Below are 18861 nucleotides of genomic sequence, written 5' to 3' on the forward strand. Positions count from 1 at the left end.
GGATAAGACGCGTTAGCGTCGCCATCCGGCATGTTGGATCAATGGTATCCCATAATCTGTGCGCCAATCACCACCATGCTGGACATAATAAACAGCAGTCCCAACAGCGTCGCACCCACTTTCAGCCAGTTACGAAAATCCACCCGACAGACGCCTAACGTCGCCATCAGTGACGCTGAGGTCGGATAGATGATATGGCTAAAGCCATCGCCAAACTGGAACGCCAGCACGGTTACCTGACGATTAACACCTACCAGATCGCCGAGCGGCGCTAACAGCGGCATGGTCAACGCCGCCTGACCGGATCCCGAGGTAACAAAGAAATTGAACACGGCCTGGAAGAGCAGCATAAACCACGCGGCAACGGCGTTATCCAGCCCGCTGATGCCGTTGGCAATGCTGTGCAACAGCGTATTCAGCACGCTCGCGTCACCTGCTTCGCCGTTGCCTACCAGCAGCAATATGCCTTTGGCAAAACCTACCAGCAGGGCAGGGGCAATCATCATGCGTGCACCTTCGGTGAAAGAGGACGCCATAATGTTGACCGTCATGCCGTTAAGGCGAAAAATAACGGCGATAATGCCAATCACCAGGCCCATGGTGAAGAACTGGCTGGCGATTTCTGGAATAAACCACGCGTTGACGATGACGCCCCAGACAACCCATACCATCACGCCGGTCAGAACCAGTAGTACCAGCCAGTCGCCGATCGTGAAGCGTCGCTCGACAACATCATCCTGCTGCTCGCGGAAGAAACGGTCAGATTCATGTACGCGCGACAGAAGCGGGTTCTTTTTCACCCGCGAGGCGTAGGCCAGGGTAAACGTCAGGCCAATCAGCGTTGAAATGACCCATACCACGATACGCAGACCGGAACCGGAGAGGACGGGAACGCCGGCGATACCCTGAGCAACCACCACGCAGAAGGGATTCATCCACGAACTGGCAAAGCCAATTTGTGTTGCAATATAGGTCACCAGCACGGTGGTGATACTGTCATAGCCCAGCCTCACCATCAGCGGCGCGATGATGATCGCAAAGGCGACCGCCTCTTCCCCCATACCGAATACCGCGCCGCCCAGCGAGAAGAGAATAAACAGCACCGGGATAAACAGAACCTCGTTGCCTTTGGTATGGCGGATCAGCGCCAGAATGCCATTATCAATCGTTCCTGTACGCATGACGATGCCAAACGCGCCACCAATCACCAGCATAAACATGATGATGCCAACGGCGGTGCCGAATTTAGAGCCAGAAGTCAGCCCTTCAAACGGGAAGTTCATCAGGCCCGGACTTTCGTCACCGGTGGTAAAGAACTTCACCGGGTGATACTGCGCTTCACCTGCCTCGTTGGTCAGAATGCGAAAGGAGTGCGGGTCGACCACTTTACGGGTTTTTGTCTGACCATCGACCTGGTATTGCACCTCCTGGCTGTCAAACATCCCGACGGGGACAACCCAGGTTGCAAGACTGGTTAAAATGGCGACAAAGAAAATAATCACCAACGTATCGGGCATGGCCCATTTTCTTCTGGTTGGCTGTGTTTCGGTTACTGCAGACATGACAGACTATCCCTGTTGCAAAGCAAAGAGGCTAAGTATGCAAACAGGCGAATGGTTATTCATTGATACAGCGCAGTTAAGCCAAAAAATCAGATTTTGCAACGCTGAAAGGACGGAAATAAAAAATCCGGAAATCGTTGAAATTTCCGGATGTTGACTGGGCTCGTGAGAGCCCAGGGGAGGCAGTTTACTGCTGCTGCTGTGAAGACTGAATCGCGGTCAGAGCGATGGTGTAGACGATATCGTCAACCAGCGCGCCACGGGACAGGTCGTTCACCGGCTTGCGCATACCCTGCAGCATCGGCCCGATGGAGATCAGGTCGGCTGAACGCTGTACCGCTTTGTAGGTGGTGTTACCGGTGTTCAGATCCGGGAAGATGAACACGGTAGCGCGACCGGCAACCGGAGAGTTCGGCGCTTTGGATTTCGCGACATCAGCCATCACGGCGGCATCGTACTGCAGCGGACCGTCGATCATCAGGTCAGGACGTTTTTCCTGCGCCAGACGAGTCGCTTCACGCACTTTTTCTACGTCGCTACCCGCGCCAGAGGTGCCGGTGGAGTAGGAGAGCATTGCGACGCGCGGTTCGATACCAAAGGCAATTGCGGAATCGGCGGACTGGATTGCGATCTCAGCCAGCTGTTCAGCGGTCGGATCCGGGTTGATCGCGCAGTCGCCGTAAACGTAAACCTGTTCCGGCAGCAGCATGAAGAATACGGAGGAAACCAGTGAACTGCCCGGCGCCGTTTTGATCAGCTGCAGCGGCGGACGAATAGTATTAGCCGTGGTGTGAACGGCACCGGATACCAGACCGTCAACTTCGTCTTGTTCCAGCATCAGCGTACCGAGAACCACGTTGTCTTCCAGCTGTTCGCGGGCAACGGTTTCGGTCATGCCTTTGCTCTTACGCAGTTCAACCAGACGTGCGACATAGCTATCGCGGACCACTTCCGGATCAACGATTTCGATGCCAGCGCCGAGTTCAACGCCCTGAGACGCCGCAACGCGGTTGATCTCTTCCGGATTACCCAGCAGCACGCAGGTTGCGATACCACGTTCAGCACAAATGGCTGCCGCTTTCACGGTACGCGGTTCGTCGCCTTCCGGCAGCACAACACGTTTACCGGCTTTACGCGCCAGTTCGGTCAACTGATAGCGGAAAGCTGGCGGAGACAGACGACGGCTACGCTCAGAGGTCGCGGTCAGAGACTCGATCCAGTCAGCGTTGATGTAGTTCGCCACGTACTCCTGAACTTTCTCGATACGTGCGTGATCGTCAACCGGCACTTCCAGGTTGAAGCTCTGCAGGCTCAGAGAGGTCTGCCAGGTATTGGTGTTCACCATGAATACCGGCAGGCCGGTCGCGAAAGCGCGTTCGCACAGTTTAGAGATGCGCGCGTCCATTTCGTAACCACCGGTCAGCAGCAGGGCGCCGATTTCTACGCCGTTCATCGCGGCCAGACAAGCGGCAACCAGCACGTCCGGACGGTCAGCGGAGGTGACCAGCAGGGAACCGGCACGGAAGTGTTCCAGCATGTGCGGAATGCTGCGCGCACAGAAGGTGACAGACTTCACGCGACGCGTGTTGATGTCGCCTTCGTTAACGATGGTGGCATTCAGGTGACGCGCCATGTCGATAGCACGGGTAGCGATCAGATCAAAGCTCCACGGCACTGCGCCGAGAACCGGCATCGGGCTGCTTGCGGTGAGCTGCGCCGGATCAACTTTCACGACCTGCGCTTTGGAAGAGTCGTCGAAAATCTCGGACAGATCCGGGCGAGTACGACCCTGTTCATCAACCGGGGCGTTCAGTTTGTTAACGATAACGCCGGTGATGTTGGTATTTTTTGTGCCGCCGAAGCTGCTGCGAGTCAGTTCAATACGCTCGTTCAGCTGTTCTGGCGTATCGGTGCCCTGAGACATCACGAAGACGATTTCTGCATTCAGCGTTTTAGCGATTTCGTAGTTCAGAGACTGCGCAAACTGGTGTTTACGGGTTGGGACCAGGCCTTCAACCAGTACCACTTCTGCGTCTTTGGTGTTCGCGTGGTAGTTCGCGATGATCTCTTCCATCAGCACATCTTTCTGATTGCTGGACAGCAGAGACTCAACGTGGCTCATCTTCAGCGGTTCAGCCGCTGTGACAGAGGAGTTTGCACGAACGATAGCGGTGGTCTGGTCTGGCGCATCGCCACCGGCGCGTGGCTGGGCGATTGGCTTAAAGACACTCAGACGAACGCCTTTGCGTTCCATAGCGCGGATGACGCCGAGGCTGACGCTGGTCAGGCCGACGCTGGTTCCGGTAGGGATCAGCATAATAATACGGGACACGGTTTATCCTCTTTCGTTACCGCCCGTTGGGCGGGTTACAAAACAGCACCGCCAGCTTAGCTGGCGGTGTGAAATCAGGCAGTCAGACGGCACGCGTCTTGCGCGATAACCAGTTCTTCGTTGGTTGGGATCACCACCGCAGGACGGGTACCTTCCTTGTTGATGAAACCAGACTTGCCGAAACGCGCAGCCAGGTTACGTTCATGATCAACTTCAAAGCCCAGCACGCCCAGTTTACCCAGAGACAGCTCGCGAACCATGGCCGCGTTCTCACCAATACCGCCGGTGAAGACAACCGCGTCCAGACGACCGTCCATCAGCGCCGTGTAGGAACCGATGTACTTCGCCAGACGGTGGCAGTAAACGTCCATTGCACGTTTCGCGTCTTCTTTGGTGGTGTAGTTGTCTTCAACGTAACGGCAGTCGCTGGTGACTTCGGTCAGACCCAGCAGGCCAGACTCTTTGGTCAGCATTTTGTTGATCTGATCAACGCTCATGCCCAGCGTGTCGTGCAGGTGGAAAATGATTGCCGGGTCGATATCACCAGAACGGGTACCCATTACCAGACCTTCCAGCGGGGTCAGACCCATAGAGGTATCAACACATTTACCGTTGCGGATAGCCGAAACAGAACCACCGTTGCCCAAGTGGCAAGTGATGATGTTCAGTTCGTCTACCGGTTTGTTCAGCATTTTTGCCGCTTCCTGAGTGACGAAGAAGTGGCTGGTACCGTGCGCGCCATAACGACGAACGCCGTGTTCTTTGTACAGGCTGTACGGCAGGGCATAGAGGTAAGACTCTTCCGGCATAGTCTGATGGAACGCGGTGTCAAACACAGCTACGTTTTTGTCTTTTAACTGCGGGAAGGATTTCAGCGCTTCTGCGATCCCGATCAGGTGAGCCGGGTTGTGCAGCGGTGCGAAAGAGGCAGAATCTTTGATGCCCTGAATAACAGAGTCATCGATAACCACGGAGCTGGTATACTTCTCGCCGCCGTGTACGATACGGTGACCGATTGCAGTCAACTGCGCAGACAGTTCTGGTTTTTGTGCCAGAATAGTATTAACGATAAAGTTCAGCGCTTCACTGTGAGCGGCGCCTGCACCTAAAGCCGCTTCTTGTTTACCGCCGTCCATTTTCCATTTGATACGTGCTTCTGGGAGATGGAAACATTCGGCTAAACCAGAAAGGTACTCTTCACCGTTAACTGCATCGATGATTGCAAATTTCAGTGAGGAGCTACCGCAGTTCAGAACCAGTACTAACTTACTCGACATGGAAGTACCTATTATTGATACGTGGCTAAAAAAACGTCAGGGAGCCATAGAGCGTAGCGCAGTGTGACGCTGACATTTATGATTAACATCATGCCAGTTGTCTTTTTTGGCATGATGGAAGAAATACCTTTGAGTCTATGCCATTTTGCGTATTTTTCAGCCAATGGCATACTATATGTAAATTTGACGACTCAATGATTTTGGACTACAGGCCATTTACAGGCCGCTACAGGATACCCGATAGTGGGTATCAATGACAAAATGTTTTGAACGTTGTCCCGCATAGTTGTTGTTTTGCACAAATATTTGAATTTTTATATGTGAAGTTGAGGTAAGCCATGTCGACGCCGGATCATCGCTCCGTAAATTTTTTTAGCCTTTTTCGTCGGGGGCAACATTACTCAAAGACGTGGCCAATGGAAAAGCGCCTTGCACCCGTCTTTGTTGAGAATCGCGTGATACGGATGACGCGTTACGCGATCCGCTTTATGCCGCCGATCGCCATCTTTACCCTGTGCTGGCAGATAGCACTGGGCGGCCAGTTAGGGCCTGCCGTCGCCACCGCGTTGTTCGCGCTCAGCCTGCCGATGCAGGGGCTGTGGTGGTTAGGAAAACGTTCCGTCACGCCACTGCCGCCCTCTATTCTGAACTGGTTTTATGAAGTCAGAGGCAAATTACAGGAAGCAGGGCAAGCGCTCTCCCCGGTTGAAGGAAAGCCGGATTACCAGGCGTTAGCTGACACGCTTAAGCGTGCCTTCAAACAACTCGATAAAACTTTCCTTGATGATTTGTAATTGACCCCGGATTACGCATATAAAAGAAGGCATATTGATGCCTTCTTTTTTTTCACTTTTTTCACCGTAGTAGAGTGATACAGGAGTCCCAAATGGAAATGACCAACGCTCAACGTCTTATTTTGTCTAATCAATACAAAATGATGACTATGCTCGATCCGACTAACGCCGAGCGCTATCGTCGTCTGCAGACGATTATTGAACGCGGTTACGGTCTGCAAATGCGCGAACTGGATCGGGAATTTGGCGAGCTGAAAGAGGAAACCTGTCGTACGGTTATCGACATCATGGAGATGTATCATGCCCTGCACGTCTCATGGGCCAATCTGAAAGATGCGCAAAGTATTGATGAGCGTCGGGTGACTTTCCTGGGTTTTGATGCCGCAACGGAAGCGCGCTACCTCGGCTACGTTCGCTTTATGGTGAATGTGGAAGGCCGTTACACCCATTTTGATGCCGGCACACACGGTTTCAACGCCCAGACCCCTATGTGGGAAAAATATCAGCGGATGTTAAGCGCATGGCATGCCTGCCCGCGTCAGTACCATTTGAGCGCCAACGAAATCAACCAAATCATCAATGCCTGAGGAGGTGAACGTGCAGTGCAAAGGCTTTCTGTTTGACCTGGATGGAACTCTGGTTGACTCTTTACCCGCAGTGGAACGCGCATGGTGTAACTGGGCCGATCGTTTTGGGTTGACGCATGACGACGTATTGAGTTTTGTTCATGGCAAGCAGGCGATCACCTCTTTGCGTCACTTTATGGCGGGCAAACCTGAGGCGGAGATCGCCGCTGAATTTACGCGTCTGGAGCGAATTGAAGCGACAGAAACGGCGGGCATCACTGCGCTGCCCGGTGCGGTTGCACTGCTCAACCATCTGAACAAGGCCGGGATTCCGTGGGCGATTGTGACCTCCGGGTCAATGCCGGTTGCTCGTGCGCGTCATCAGGTGGCCAATCTGCCGGCACCGGAGGTTTTCGTTACCGCTGAGCGGGTCAAACGCGGTAAGCCTGAACCGGATGCCTACCTGTTGGGGGCGCAGTTGCTGGGGTTAGCGCCGCACGAATGCGTGGTGGTGGAAGATGCTCCTGCAGGTGTGCTCTCGGGATTGGCTGCAGGTTGCCATGTTATCGCGGTAAATGCCCCGGCGGACACGCCGCGTCTGGATGAGGTCGATTTCGCGCTGACCAGTCTGGAGCAGCTTTCGGTGACCAAACAACCGAACGGTGATGTGGTCGTATTAAGAAATACCTGATCATGATTTAGCCCCGATTTGTCGGGGCTTTTTTATGGCAGAATCACTCCATCTTCTCATCTGACAAGGATAGGTTGTGAACGGTGAATTGATCTGGGTTCTCTCGCTGTTGGCGATTGCCGTTATTTTGTTTGCGACGGGCAGAGTGCGTATGGACGCGGTAGCTCTGTTGGTCATCGTAGCCTTTGTTCTGAGTGGAACATTGAGTCTTACCGAAGCCTTTTCTGGCTTCAGCGACCCTAACGTGGTGTTGATTGCCGCGCTGTTTATCATCGGCGACGGACTGGTGCGTACCGGTGTGGCGACCGTCATGGGCACCTGGCTGGTGAAAATGGCGGGCAGTAGCGAAGTTAAGATGCTGGTCCTGCTGATGCTGACCGTTGCCGGACTGGGCGCGTTTATGAGTTCAACTGGTGTTGTCGCTATCTTTATCCCCGTGGTACTCAGCGTCTCGATGCGTATGCAAACCTCGCCATCGCGCCTGATGATGCCACTGAGTTTCGCAGGGCTTATCAGCGGCATGATGACGCTGGTGGCCACCCCGCCAAACCTGGTGGTTAACAGTGAATTGCTGCGTGAAGGCCATGCTGGTTTCAGTTTCTTCAGCGTTACACCTATCGGTCTGGTCGTGCTGGTGCTGGGCATTATCTATATGCTGCTGATGCGTTTTATGCTCAAAGGCGACAATCCGCAACAGCAACGGGATGGCTGGAAGCGTCGTACCTTCCGCGATTTGATCAAAGAATATCGCCTGACCGGGCGTGCGCGTCGACTGGCGATTCGTCCGGGGTCGCCGATGATCGGTCAGCGCCTCGACGATCTCAAACTGCGCGAGCGCTATGGCGCCAACGTGATCGGTGTTGAACGCTGGCGGCGTTTTCGGCGGGTGATTGTGAATGTGAACGGGGTTTCGGAGTTTCGCGCCCGCGACGTATTGTTGATTGATATGTCTGCCGCCGATGTCGATCTCCGTGAATTCTGTAGCGAGCAATTGCTGGAGCCGATGGTGCTGCGCGGGGAATATTTCTCCGATCAGGCGCTGGATGTGGGAATGGCGGAAATTTCGCTGATCCCGGAATCGGAGCTGATTGGCAAGTCGGTGCGGGAAATTGGTTTTCGTACCCGTTACGGGCTGAACGTGGTTGGTCTGAAACGCGACGGCGTGGCGATCGAGGGCTCGCTTGCCGATGAGCCGCTGCTGATGGGCGATATCATCCTGGTCGTCGGTAACTGGAAGCTGATCGGTATGCTGGCGAAGCAGGGGCGAGATTTTGTTGCGCTTAACCTGCCGGAAGAGGTGAGCGAGGCTTCACCTGCGCACAGCCAGGCCCCGCACGCTATTTTCTGTCTGGTTCTGATGGTCGCGCTGATGCTGACCGACGAAATTCCTAATACCGTTGCGGCAATTGTTGCCTGTCTGCTGATGGGGAAATTCCGCTGCATTGACGCCGAAAGCGCGTACAAAGCGATTCACTGGCCAAGTATCATTTTGATCGTCGGCATGATGCCTTTTGCGCTGGCGTTGCAAAAGACCGGCGGTGTGGATCTGGCGGTGAAAGGGTTGATGGACGTCGGCGGCGGCTATGGGCCGTACATGATGTTGGGTTGTTTGTTTGTGCTGTGTGCGACCATTGGCCTGTTTATCTCAAATACCGCAACGGCGGTATTAATGGCGCCGATTGCCCTGGCGGCGGCGAAATCGATGGGCGTTTCCCCTTATCCATTTGCGATGGTGATTGCGATGGCGGCGTCAGCGGCCTTTATGACGCCGGTTTCATCACCGGTCAACACGCTGGTGTTAGGGCCGGGGAATTACAGCTTTAGCGATTTTTTGAAGCTGGGCGTTCCGTTCACCCTCATCGTGATGGCGGTATGCGTGGTGATGATCCCAATGTTGTTCCCGTTTTAATATTGTGCCGCATTGCCGGATGGTGCAAACGCGCATCCGGCAAACGATTACAGCGGAGAATCCTGGCTAATTTCATCAAGAGAAAGGTGGAAGCTGGGGACAAAGACCTCCATGAAATAGTCCATCTCCGGGCTCCGGCGTGATTCCAGCGTTTTTTCCAGCCGCGTCTTCGCCAGCAGGAATTCATTATTTCCCGCCGACAACTCTTCCAGACACTTCAGATACGCACACAGCGCGTCGGCCTGTTTCACAATTGATTTTTCTTCTTCGCTATATGCATGCTCATCAATCAGCGGCGCAAAAATATCCCGCAATTCATCGGGCACCATATCGACCAGTTTCTGCTGAGCGATTTTCTCAATAGCCTTATATTCCTGGGCGATTTGCGAATTGAAATATTTCACCGGTGTGGGCAGATCGCCGGTCAGCACTTCTGAAGCGTCGTGATACATCGCCAGTAACGCAATGCGCTCGGCATTAACCTGACCGGCAAATTTCCGGTTTTTGATTGCCGCCAGCGCATGGGCCACCATCGCGACCTGGAGGCTATGCTCAGAGACGTTTTCTGTGCGCACATTGCGCATTAAAGGCCAGCGGTTAATGAGTTTGAGGCGGGAGAGATGGGCAAAAAAATGACTCTGCTTCATAGTGACCTTTTCATGATAACAACCTGGAGGTCATTGTGCGCAGAGAAGGCCGCCGGATGCAAATACTCGTCATACTTCACGTTGCATGTGCGTTGGCTTTCGAGTTACTCGTCTCATCCATGAGACTCGCCCTTCCGGGCCGTCGCTCCGCGACGTTCAAATCTGTTCCTGACAGATTTGTCATTCACCCCAGTCACTTACTCGTGTAAGCTCCTGGGGATTCATTGCGTCGCCGCGTTACTCGACCAATGGTCTCGCCCCTTCGGGGCCAGCGCTTACGCTGTTCAAAAACACCTATGGTGTTTTTGTCCTGCAACGCGAATTATGTAGAGTATTCTGGCGGTTGATTTTCAGATTACAACTGCCGATATCCCGACAGGAAACGACTAAATTTGCTCAGCGACATTTCGATATCGTCAATGCGGGGCAGGGTGACGATACGCACATGGTCTGGCCACGGCCAGTTAAACGCCGTGCCCTGAACCAGCAGGACTTTTTCCTGTAACAGGAAATCGAGCACCATTTTCTGGTCGTCGTGAATATTGAAACGTTTGGCGTCAATTTTCGGGAACATATACAGCGCACCGCGCGGCTTCACGCAGGAGACGCCCGGAATATCGTTGATCAATTCCCAGGCGCGGTTGCGCTGCTCATACAGACGTCCACCGGGCATGATAAATTCACTGATGCTTTGGTAACCGCCCAGCGCCGTCTGAATCGCGTGCTGCGCCGGCACGTTGGCACAAAGACGCATCGATGCCAGCATCTCCAGCCCTTCGATATAACCTTTCGCATGCTTCTTCGGACCGTTGAGAACCATCCAGCCCTGACGGAATCCGGCCACGCGATAGGTTTTGGACAGGCCGTTAAACGTGATGGTCAGCAGGTCTGGCGCCATCGCGGCAATGGAATGGTGCTCGGCGTCGTCATACAGGATTTTATCGTAGATCTCATCGGCAAAGATGATGAGGTTATTCTGCCGCGCGATCTCGACTATCTCCATCAACAGTTCTTTGGAATAGACCGCACCGGTCGGGTTGTTTGGGTTAATAATGACGATCCCACGGGTACGCGGCGTGATTTTTGCGCGGATGTCGTCAAGGTCCGGGAACCAGTCGGACGACTCATCACACAGATAATGCACTGCATTCCCACCGGAGAGCGCGACGGCCGCCGTCCACAGCGGGTAATCCGGCGCGGGCACCAGCATTTCGTCCCCACTGTTCAGCAATGCCTGCATTGCCTGCACAATCAGTTCCGAAACGCCATTGCCGATATAGATATCTTCGACGGTGACGTCACGCATACCACGAGCCTGATAATGCTGCATGATGGCTTTACGTGCGGAATAGAGGCCTTTCGAATCGGAATAACCCTGCGCGGTAGGCAAATTACGAATGACGTCCACCAGAATCTCATCGGGGGCATCAAAGCCAAAGGGGGCGGGGTTACCAATGTTCAGTTTCAGGACTTTATTGCCTTCTTCTTCAAGGCGTTTCGCTTCCTTCAGAACAGGACCGCGGATGTCATAACAGACGTTATCTAATTTGCTGGATTTCTCAATGGGGGACATGAATCTTGACCTTTATGCTGTTATCACCACTTCCTGCCGTGGAAGTCAGTTTGAAACAATGTACTCCCACGGCGGGGCGTTTTGAAGGCTTTGCAGAAGAAGATTTTGCTGAATGGTTAAGCGCTATTGTGCTGTTATCGACTGGTTTTCAGCGGTTTTTCAGAGTCAAAAATAGCTGTTGTTGTGTTTTTTAGCATGATATTTCAGAGTTTTTGCTTATGGTTGGCGTATTCTCTTGCCGGGAAAAGGTTCTGCGCTCGTGAAATTTCGGGGTAACGCTTACGTCATTTAATAATTCGTAAATACTGAAAGATTAACTGTCGGCTGTGTTATCGGGATGTACGGGAACCCTGATGGTGTAAATCTAATGTTAAGCAGGATTTATGAATGACCTTGGATCTCATTAATTATTATTTAATAATTAAAAAGGCTTTACGTAAGTCGGGAATAATAGCAGCCTGGTTTGAGAAACATAACAAAACTTTGCATCAGATTATTCGTATTAAGGCTTATAAATAAAAAGGTTTTAGGTTAAGATACGCATGAGGAAATGACATGTGGTCGCGTGATTTGTTAATATCCCGAATGGGGTTTTGCGGCTAACTTACTGCCATGTATGCTTATTTCTCGTTGATGTATGCTCAGTTCCATTCTTTACATTTACACTTTTACATCCAGACAATGGCAGAAATCTGCATACACTTTAATAGGTCAGCCCGTTCTTAACGAAATAACCTGAGTGATCGCGTAAGGTATTATTACGTAAGAAAGGGAGTAGCATTTCGCCAGTCTCATGATATACCTATTTACTTTCACCTGCTGTCAGCGGGTGACTCTGCTAAGGAAGCGCATTACAAAGGGAATTGCTTGATTTTGTATGCACAGCATTAACAAGCTCAGTATGAGCCGCCAGTAAGTGAAAAATTATGATAAATGCAAATCGTCCGATAATTAACCTCGACCTCGATCTGCTGAGAACATTTGTTGCTGTTGCCGATCTGAACACATTTGCAGCAGCGGCTGCAGCGGTGTGTCGTACTCAGTCTGCGGTGAGCCAACAGATGCAGCGCCTCGAGCAGCTCGTGGGAAAAGAACTCTTCGCTCGTCACGGTCGTAACAAACTGTTGACTGAACACGGCATTCAGCTTCTGGGTTACGCCAGAAAAATTTTACGTTTCAATGATGAGGCTTGCTCATCATTGATGTTCAGCAATCTTCAGGGAGTATTAACTATCGGGGCTTCTGATGAATCCGCCGATACGATACTGCCTTTTCTTCTGAATCGCATTAGTTCGGTTTATCCGAAACTTGCGCTGGATGTCAGGGTGAAGCGAAATGCCTTCATGCTCGACATGCTGAAATCGCAAGAGGTGGATCTGATCGTCACCACCAATCGTCCAGGATCGTTTGAAAGCCTGACGCTGCGTACCTCACCGACGCACTGGTACTGTGCCGCAGAGTATGTGCTGCAAAAGGGCGAACCGGTTCCGCTGGTGTTATTGGACGATCCCAGTCCGTTCCGTGATGTGGTCCTTGCCACCCTGAATGCGGCGAATATCCCCTGGCGACTGGCTTATGTCGCGTCGACACTGCCGGCGGTACGCGCGGCGGTGAAGGCCGGTCTCGGCGTGACGGCGCGCCCGGTAGAAATGATGAGCCCGGACCTGCGCGTGCTGGGGGCAGTTGACGGATTACCCCCGTTGCCGGACACCGAATACCTGCTCTGCCGTGACCCGGCGTCGAAGAACGATCTGGCGCAGGTCATCTATCAGGCGATGGATACCTGGCAGAATCCGTGGCAGTACAGTCCGATTACCCCGGAAGGGGGAGATGATTCCGTGCTGGTCGAAGGAGACTATGAGTAACGGATCACAAAAAAGTCATTAAAAAATGTAAGTGTAAAAAAGAGCCACTGGTGATTAAAAAACATCCAGTGGTTCTTTTTTTGTACTAATATCCTTAACGGACGGGTGGGAAAAGGTAAAAATCCTCATAAATCAGCGAGTAGACGTTGCGATAAAAAAACGCGTAAAAAATAAGCAAAATTCGCAACTCAACGCTCTCATGTTAAAAAACGAGAGAAATTGTTGCTGTTTTTTGGGGTGGATTAACAAAAGCGTGTCACAGATCAAGAAAATACTCCTTTTTAGGGGAAGGCTTTTGGATCAATTCCTGTCAAAATAGGCGCGATTTTTCCTACTTACTTCACAACGGACACGATTCAACAACATCCCTTTTTAGCCTGTGAACCGATCAACACGGTGCTAAAGCGCATTAAATGTTAAGGGTGTTGTTATCATGTAAATTAATGTGAGGAAACTTTTGTCAAAGTTGACAAAAGGTTATAGAAAGGAGTAAAAAACCCCATCAATTGGCTGTCTAAAACATTTTTTGCAGCGATTGTAAGGTTTTTTTTATTCCTCCCCATGAATCGATGTGGCGTTCATCTGCCGAAAAGAGCAGAGAATTTGGCGCTACTTTTGATGAGTAAGCAATGAGTATGTCAACATCCACTGAAGTCATCGCTCATCACTGGGCATTCGCTATCTTTCTTATTGTTGCCATTGGCCTGTGCTGCCTGATGCTTATCGGCGGTTGGTTTTTAGGCGGTCGCGCACGCGCGAGGTCAAAAAACACCCCGTTTGAATCAGGTATCGACTCGGTCGGCACCGCCCGCTTACGCCTGTCTGCCAAGTTTTATCTGGTAGCCATGTTCTTCGTTATCTTCGACGTTGAAGCGCTGTATCTGTTCGCATGGTCGACCTCTATCCGTGAAAGCGGCTGGGTTGGCTTTGTGGAAGCTGCAATTTTTATTTTTGTGTTACTGGCAGGTCTGGTTTATCTGGTGCGTATTGGCGCGCTGGACTGGACGCCCGCGCGTTCACGCCGCGAGCGTATGAACCCGGAAACGAACAGTATCGCTAATCGTCAACGCTAACCGCGAGGCATTAAGATGGATTATACGCTCACCCGCATAGATCCTAACGGTGAGAACGACCGTTACCCCCTGCAAAAGCAGGAGATCGTAACCGACCCCCTGGAACAGGAAGTTAACAAAAACGTGTTCATGGGCAAACTGCATGACATGGTTAACTGGGGTCGCAAAAACTCAATCTGGCCTTATAACTTCGGCCTTTCCTGCTGCTACGTTGAGATGGTGACCTCGTTCACCGCCGTGCATGACGTGGCGCGCTTTGGTGCGGAAGTTCTGCGTGCTTCACCGCGTCAGGCCGACCTGATGGTGGTGGCGGGGACCTGCTTTACCAAAATGGCGCCGGTCATCCAGCGTCTCTACGACCAGATGCTGGAGCCGAAATGGGTGATTTCCATGGGCGCGTGTGCCAACTCCGGCGGTATGTACGATATTTATTCGGTAGTGCAGGGCGTTGATAAGTTTATCCCTGTGGATGTTTACATCCCGGGTTGCCCGCCGCGTCCGGAAGCGTACATGCAGGCGTTAATGCTGTTGCAGGATTCCATTGGCAAAGAACGTCGTCCGCTCTCCTGGGTGGTTGGCGATCAGGGCGTTTATCGCGCCAACATGCAGTCAGAGCGCGAGCGTAAACGCGGCGAACGCATTGCAGTAACGAATCTGCGTACACCAGACGAGATTTAATTTGCGCCTGTCGGCAGCAGCATTTTCTTCGCCCATCACTACATAAATTCAGCGAAGCTCTGTCGACAGTCACCACGGACCATTTGCAATGGTGAACAATATGACCGACTTAACCGCGCAAGATGCCGCATGGCAGACCCGGGATCACCTTGATGACCCGGTCATCGGCGAACTGCGCAACCGTTTTGGGCCGGATGCCTTTACCGTTCAGGCGACTCGCACCGGGGTACCCGTTGTTTGGGTCAAGCGTGAACAATTACTGGAAGTGGGCGATTTCTTAAAGAGATTGCCGAAACCTTACGTCATGCTGTTTGACTTACACGGCATGGACGAACGTCTGCGCACACACCGCGAAGGGTTACCCGCCGCGGATTTTTCCGTTTTCTACCACCTGATTTCCATTGAGCGCAATCGCGATATCATGCTCAAGGTGGCATTGTCAGAAAACGATCTGCGCGTGCCGACCTTCACCAAACTGTTCCCGAACGCCAACTGGTATGAGCGTGAAACCTGGGAAATGTTTGGCATTGATATTGAAGGTCACCCGCACCTGACGCGCCTGCTGATGCCACATACCTGGCAGGGCCACCCGCTACGTAAAGACTACCCGGCGCGTGCCACCGAATTCGATCCGTTTGAGCTGACTAAAGCGAAACAGGATCTGGAAATGGAAGCGCTGACTTTCAAACCGGAAGACTGGGGTATGCAGCGCGGAACCGAAAACGAGGACTTCATGTTCCTCAACCTCGGCCCGAACCACCCGTCCTCTCACGGTGCATTCCGTATTGTGCTTCAGCTTGATGGCGAAGAAATTGTCGACTGCGTGCCTGACATCGGCTACCACCACCGTGGTGCTGAAAAGATGGGTGAACGTCAGTCCTGGCACAGCTATATTCCGTATACCGACCGTATCGAATACCTCGGCGGCTGCGTTAACGAGATGCCGTACGTGCTGGCAGTGGAAAAACTGGCGGGCATTACCGTACCGGAACGCGTTAACGTTATCCGGGTGATGCTCTCCGAACTGTTCCGCATTAACAGTCACCTGCTGTATATCTCGACGTTTATTCAGGACGTCGGCGCCATGACGCCGGTCTTCTTTGCCTTTACCGATCGCCAGAAAATCTACGACATCGTGGAAGCGGTCACCGGCTACCGTATGCACCCGGCCTGGTTCCGTATCGGCGGCGTGGCGCATGACCTGCCGCGCGGTTGGGACAAACTGCTGCGTGAGTTCCTCGACTGGATGCCGAAGCGTCTGGCTTCTTACGAGAAAGCCGCACTGCAAAACACCATTCTGAAAGGGCGTTCGCAGGGCGTTGCCGCTTACGGTAAGAAAGAAGCGCTGGACTGGGGTTGCACCGGCGCGGCGCTGCGTGCGACCGGTATTGATTTCGACGTGCGTAAAGCGCGCCCTTACTCTGGCTATGAAAACTTTGACTTTGAAGTGCCGGTTGGCGGCGGGGTTTCCGACTGCTACACCCGCGTAATGCTGAAAGTTGAAGAGTTGCGTCAGAGTCTGCGCATCCTTGAGCAGTGCCTCAACAACATGCCGGAAGGCCCGTTCAAAGCGGATCACCCGCTGACGACGCCGCCGCCGAAAGAGCGCACGCTGCAACATATCGAAACCCTGATCACCCACTTCCTGCAAGTGTCGTGGGGCCCGGTCATGCCGGCGAACGAGTCCTTCCAGATGGTGGAAGCGACCAAGGGTATCAACAGTTACTACCTGACCAGTGATGGCAGCACCATGAGTTATCGTACCCGTATTCGTACCCCGAGCTATGCGCATCTGCAGCAGATCCCGGTGGCAGTACGTGGCAGCCTGGTGTCCGACCTGATCGTCCATCTGGGTAGTATCGATTTTGTTATGTCAGATGTGGACCGCTAATTATGCACGAGAATCAACAACCACAAACCGAGGCTTTTGAGCTGAGTGCGGCAGAGCGTGAAGCCATTGAGCACGAGAAGCACCACTACGAAGACCCGCGTGCGGCGTCCATTGAAGCGCTGAAGATCGTTCAGAAGCAGCGCGGCTGGGTGCCGGACGGTGCTATCCACGCGATCGCCGATGTGCTGGGGATCCCGGCCAGCGATGTCGAAGGTGTTGCGACGTTCTACAGCCAAATCTTCCGCCAGCCGGTGGGTCGCCATGTGATCCGCTATTGCGATAGCGTGGTATGCCATATCAACGGTTACCAGGGGATTCAGGCTGCGCTGGAGAAAAAGCTCAACATCAAGCCGGGGCAGACGACCTTCGACGGTCGCTTTACGCTGCTGCCGACCTGCTGCCTGGGGAACTGCGATAAAGGGCCGAACATGATGATCGATGAGGATACTCACGCTCACCTGACCCCGGAAGGCATTCCTGAACTGCTGGAGCGGTATAAATGAAAGACATTATCCGTACTCCCGAAACGCATCCGCTGACCTGGCGGCTGCGTGATGACAAACAGCCCGTCTGGCTGGACGAATACCGTAGCAAGAACGGCTACGAAGGTGCGCGTAAGGCGCTGACCGGTCTGTCGCCGGACGAGATTGTCAACCAGGTAAAAGACGCTGGCCTGAAAGGGCGCGGCGGCGCGGGCTTTTCCACGGGGCTTAAGTGGAGCCTGATGCCAAAAGACGAATCCATGAACATCCGTTACCTGCTGTGTAACGCCGATGAAATGGAGCCGGGCACCTATAAAGACCGTTTGCTGATGGAACAACTGCCGCACCTGTTGGTAGAAGGCATGTTGATCTCCGCGTTTGCGCTGAAAGCGTACCGGGGTTACATCTTCCTGCGCGGTGAATACATTGAAGCCGCCGTGAATCTGCGCCGTGCGATTGCGGAAGCGACCGAAGCCGGTCTGCTTGGCAAAAACATTATGGGCACCGGTTTTGACTTCGAACTGTTTGTCCATACCGGGGCAGGGCGTTACATCTGCGGTGAAGAGACTGCGCTTATCAACTCCCTCGAAGGCCGTCGCGCTAACCCGCGCTCGAAGCCGCCGTTCCCGGCGACCTCTGGCGCATGGGGTAAACCGACCTGCGTCAACAACGTGGAAACGCTGTGTAACGTTCCGGCGATCCTTGATAACGGCGTGGAGTGGTATCAGAACATTTCGAAGAGCAAAGATGCCGGTACCAAGCTGATGGGCTTCTCTGGTCGCGTGAAGAATCCGGGACTGTGGGAACTGCCGTTCGGTACCACCGCGCGTGAGATCCTCGAAGATTACGCGGGCGGTATGCGCGATGGGCTCAAGTTCAAAGCCTGGCAGCCCGGCGGCGCGGGAACCGATTTCCTGACGGAAGCGCACCTCGATTTGCCAATGGAATTTGAGAGCATTGGTAAGGCCGGAAGCCGTTTGGGTACGGCGCTGGCGATGGCGGTTGACCACGAGATTGGCATGGTGGGGCTGGTGCGAAACCTGGAAGAATTCTTCGCCCGTGAATCATGCGGTTGGTGTACGCCATGTCGTGACGGCCTGCCGTGGAGCGTAAAAATTCTGCGTGCGCTGGAGCGTGGTGAAGGTCAACCGGGGGATATCGAGACGCTTGAGCAACTGTGTCGTTTCCTCGGTCCGGGTAAAACCTTCTGTGCACACGCACCGGGTGCGGTTGAGCCGCTACAGAGCGCCATTAAATATTTCCGCGAAGAATTCGAAGCTGGCATCAAGCAGTCGTTCAGTAATACCCATGCGATTGGTGGTATTCAGCCGAACCTGCTTAAAGAGCGCTGGTAAACGTTTTACGCGAAAGCATTCAAGCTACGTCAAGGCGGCGACTGAGAGAATCCACTGAGCTTACTGATGTAAGTGACTGGGGTGAACGAAGGAAGCCAACGCCGAGGTAGCTTGAAGGATAAAGCGGAAAAGAAATTCGATTAACGCTCAGTCTCTGACTGAGCCA

At 53.1% G+C, this 18861-nt stretch carries 15 protein-coding genes; 10 read left to right on the forward strand and 5 right to left on the reverse strand.

From position 1 onward, the window contains the following. Window positions 1-38: 38 nt before the first annotated feature. The 3 genes from yfcC to GBC03_12870 all read right to left on the reverse strand — a co-directional run bounded on the left by yfcC (window position 39) and on the right by GBC03_12870 (window position 5171). Window positions 39-1562, reverse strand: coding sequence for a putative basic amino acid antiporter YfcC (gene yfcC, locus GBC03_12860; protein ID QFS71030.1), 1524 nt, complete (start codon window positions 1560-1562; stop codon window positions 39-41). Between the two features lie 187 nt (window positions 1563-1749). After that, window positions 1750-3894 carry a phosphate acetyltransferase gene (locus GBC03_12865; GenBank protein ID QFS71031.1) on the reverse strand — a complete coding sequence of 715 codons (2145 nt, stop codon included), beginning with the start codon at window positions 3892-3894 and terminating at the stop codon, window positions 1750-1752. 74 nt (window positions 3895-3968) lie between these two features. Beyond that, on the reverse strand, window positions 3969-5171 hold the full coding sequence (locus GBC03_12870) for an acetate kinase (GenBank protein ID QFS71032.1): 1203 nt from the start codon (window positions 5169-5171) through the stop codon (window positions 3969-3971). Window positions 5172-5509: 338 nt separating this feature from the next. Here GBC03_12870 and GBC03_12875 point away from each other — a divergent pair, with 338 nt between their 5' ends. From GBC03_12875 to GBC03_12890, 4 genes are all read left to right on the forward strand, one after another. Next, entirely contained in the window at window positions 5510-5965 is a 456-nt protein-coding gene (locus GBC03_12875) for a DUF412 family protein (GenBank protein ID QFS71033.1), read from the forward strand. A gap of 92 nt (window positions 5966-6057) precedes the next feature. After that, on the forward strand, window positions 6058-6552 hold the full coding sequence (locus GBC03_12880; GenBank protein ID QFS71034.1) for a YfbU family protein: 495 nt from the start codon (window positions 6058-6060) through the stop codon (window positions 6550-6552). Beyond that, complete coding sequence (locus GBC03_12885; GenBank protein QFS71035.1) at window positions 6545-7222, forward strand: sugar phosphatase; 678 nt, start codon at window positions 6545-6547, stop codon at window positions 7220-7222. The genes GBC03_12880 and GBC03_12885 overlap by 8 nt, the downstream gene beginning before the upstream one ends. Window positions 7223-7298: 76 nt before the next feature. Further along, on the forward strand, window positions 7299-9131 hold the full coding sequence (locus tag GBC03_12890; GenBank protein ID QFS71036.1) for a TRAP transporter large permease subunit: 1833 nt from the start codon (window positions 7299-7301) through the stop codon (window positions 9129-9131). 47 nt (window positions 9132-9178) lie between these two features. Here GBC03_12890 and GBC03_12895 read toward each other — a convergent pair whose 3' ends face one another. Together GBC03_12895 and GBC03_12900 are read right to left on the reverse strand one after the other, a co-directional pair. After that, the gene (locus GBC03_12895; GenBank protein QFS71037.1) at window positions 9179-9778 is read right to left on the reverse strand and encodes a 5'-deoxynucleotidase; all 600 of its coding nucleotides are present in this window, start codon (window positions 9776-9778) and stop codon (window positions 9179-9181) included. A gap of 355 nt (window positions 9779-10133) precedes the next feature. Next, the gene (locus GBC03_12900) at window positions 10134-11351 is read right to left on the reverse strand and encodes an aminotransferase class I/II-fold pyridoxal phosphate-dependent enzyme (protein ID QFS71038.1); all 1218 of its coding nucleotides are present in this window, start codon (window positions 11349-11351) and stop codon (window positions 10134-10136) included. 926 nt (window positions 11352-12277) lie between these two features. Here GBC03_12900 and lrhA point away from each other — a divergent pair. From lrhA to nuoF, 6 genes are all read left to right on the forward strand, one after another. Continuing rightward, complete coding sequence (gene lrhA / locus GBC03_12905) at window positions 12278-13216, forward strand: transcriptional regulator LrhA (protein QFS71039.1); 939 nt, start codon at window positions 12278-12280, stop codon at window positions 13214-13216. 629 nt (window positions 13217-13845) lie between these two features. After that, the gene (gene nuoA, locus GBC03_12910) at window positions 13846-14289 is read left to right on the forward strand and encodes an NADH-quinone oxidoreductase subunit NuoA (protein ID QFS71040.1); all 444 of its coding nucleotides are present in this window, start codon (window positions 13846-13848) and stop codon (window positions 14287-14289) included. A 15-nt stretch (window positions 14290-14304) separates the two neighbouring features. Further along, window positions 14305-14967 (forward strand): NADH-quinone oxidoreductase subunit B, encoded by a 663-nt coding sequence (locus GBC03_12915; GenBank protein QFS71041.1) that lies wholly within the window; start codon window positions 14305-14307, stop codon window positions 14965-14967. Window positions 14968-15055: 88 nt separating this feature from the next. Next, complete coding sequence (nuoC, locus tag GBC03_12920; protein ID QFS71042.1) at window positions 15056-16858, forward strand: NADH-quinone oxidoreductase subunit C/D; 1803 nt, start codon at window positions 15056-15058, stop codon at window positions 16856-16858. Window positions 16859-16860: 2 nt separating this feature from the next. Next, complete coding sequence (gene nuoE, locus GBC03_12925; GenBank protein ID QFS71043.1) at window positions 16861-17361, forward strand: NADH-quinone oxidoreductase subunit NuoE; 501 nt, start codon at window positions 16861-16863, stop codon at window positions 17359-17361. Beyond that, on the forward strand, window positions 17358-18695 hold the full coding sequence (nuoF, locus tag GBC03_12930) for an NADH-quinone oxidoreductase subunit NuoF (protein ID QFS71044.1): 1338 nt from the start codon (window positions 17358-17360) through the stop codon (window positions 18693-18695). The genes nuoE and nuoF overlap by 4 nt, the downstream gene beginning before the upstream one ends. Window positions 18696-18861 lie beyond the last annotated feature (166 nt).

Origin of the sequence: Citrobacter telavivensis (genome assembly GCA_009363175.1) — a bacterium.
GTDB lineage: Bacteria > Pseudomonadota > Gammaproteobacteria > Enterobacterales > Enterobacteriaceae > Citrobacter_A > Citrobacter_A telavivensis.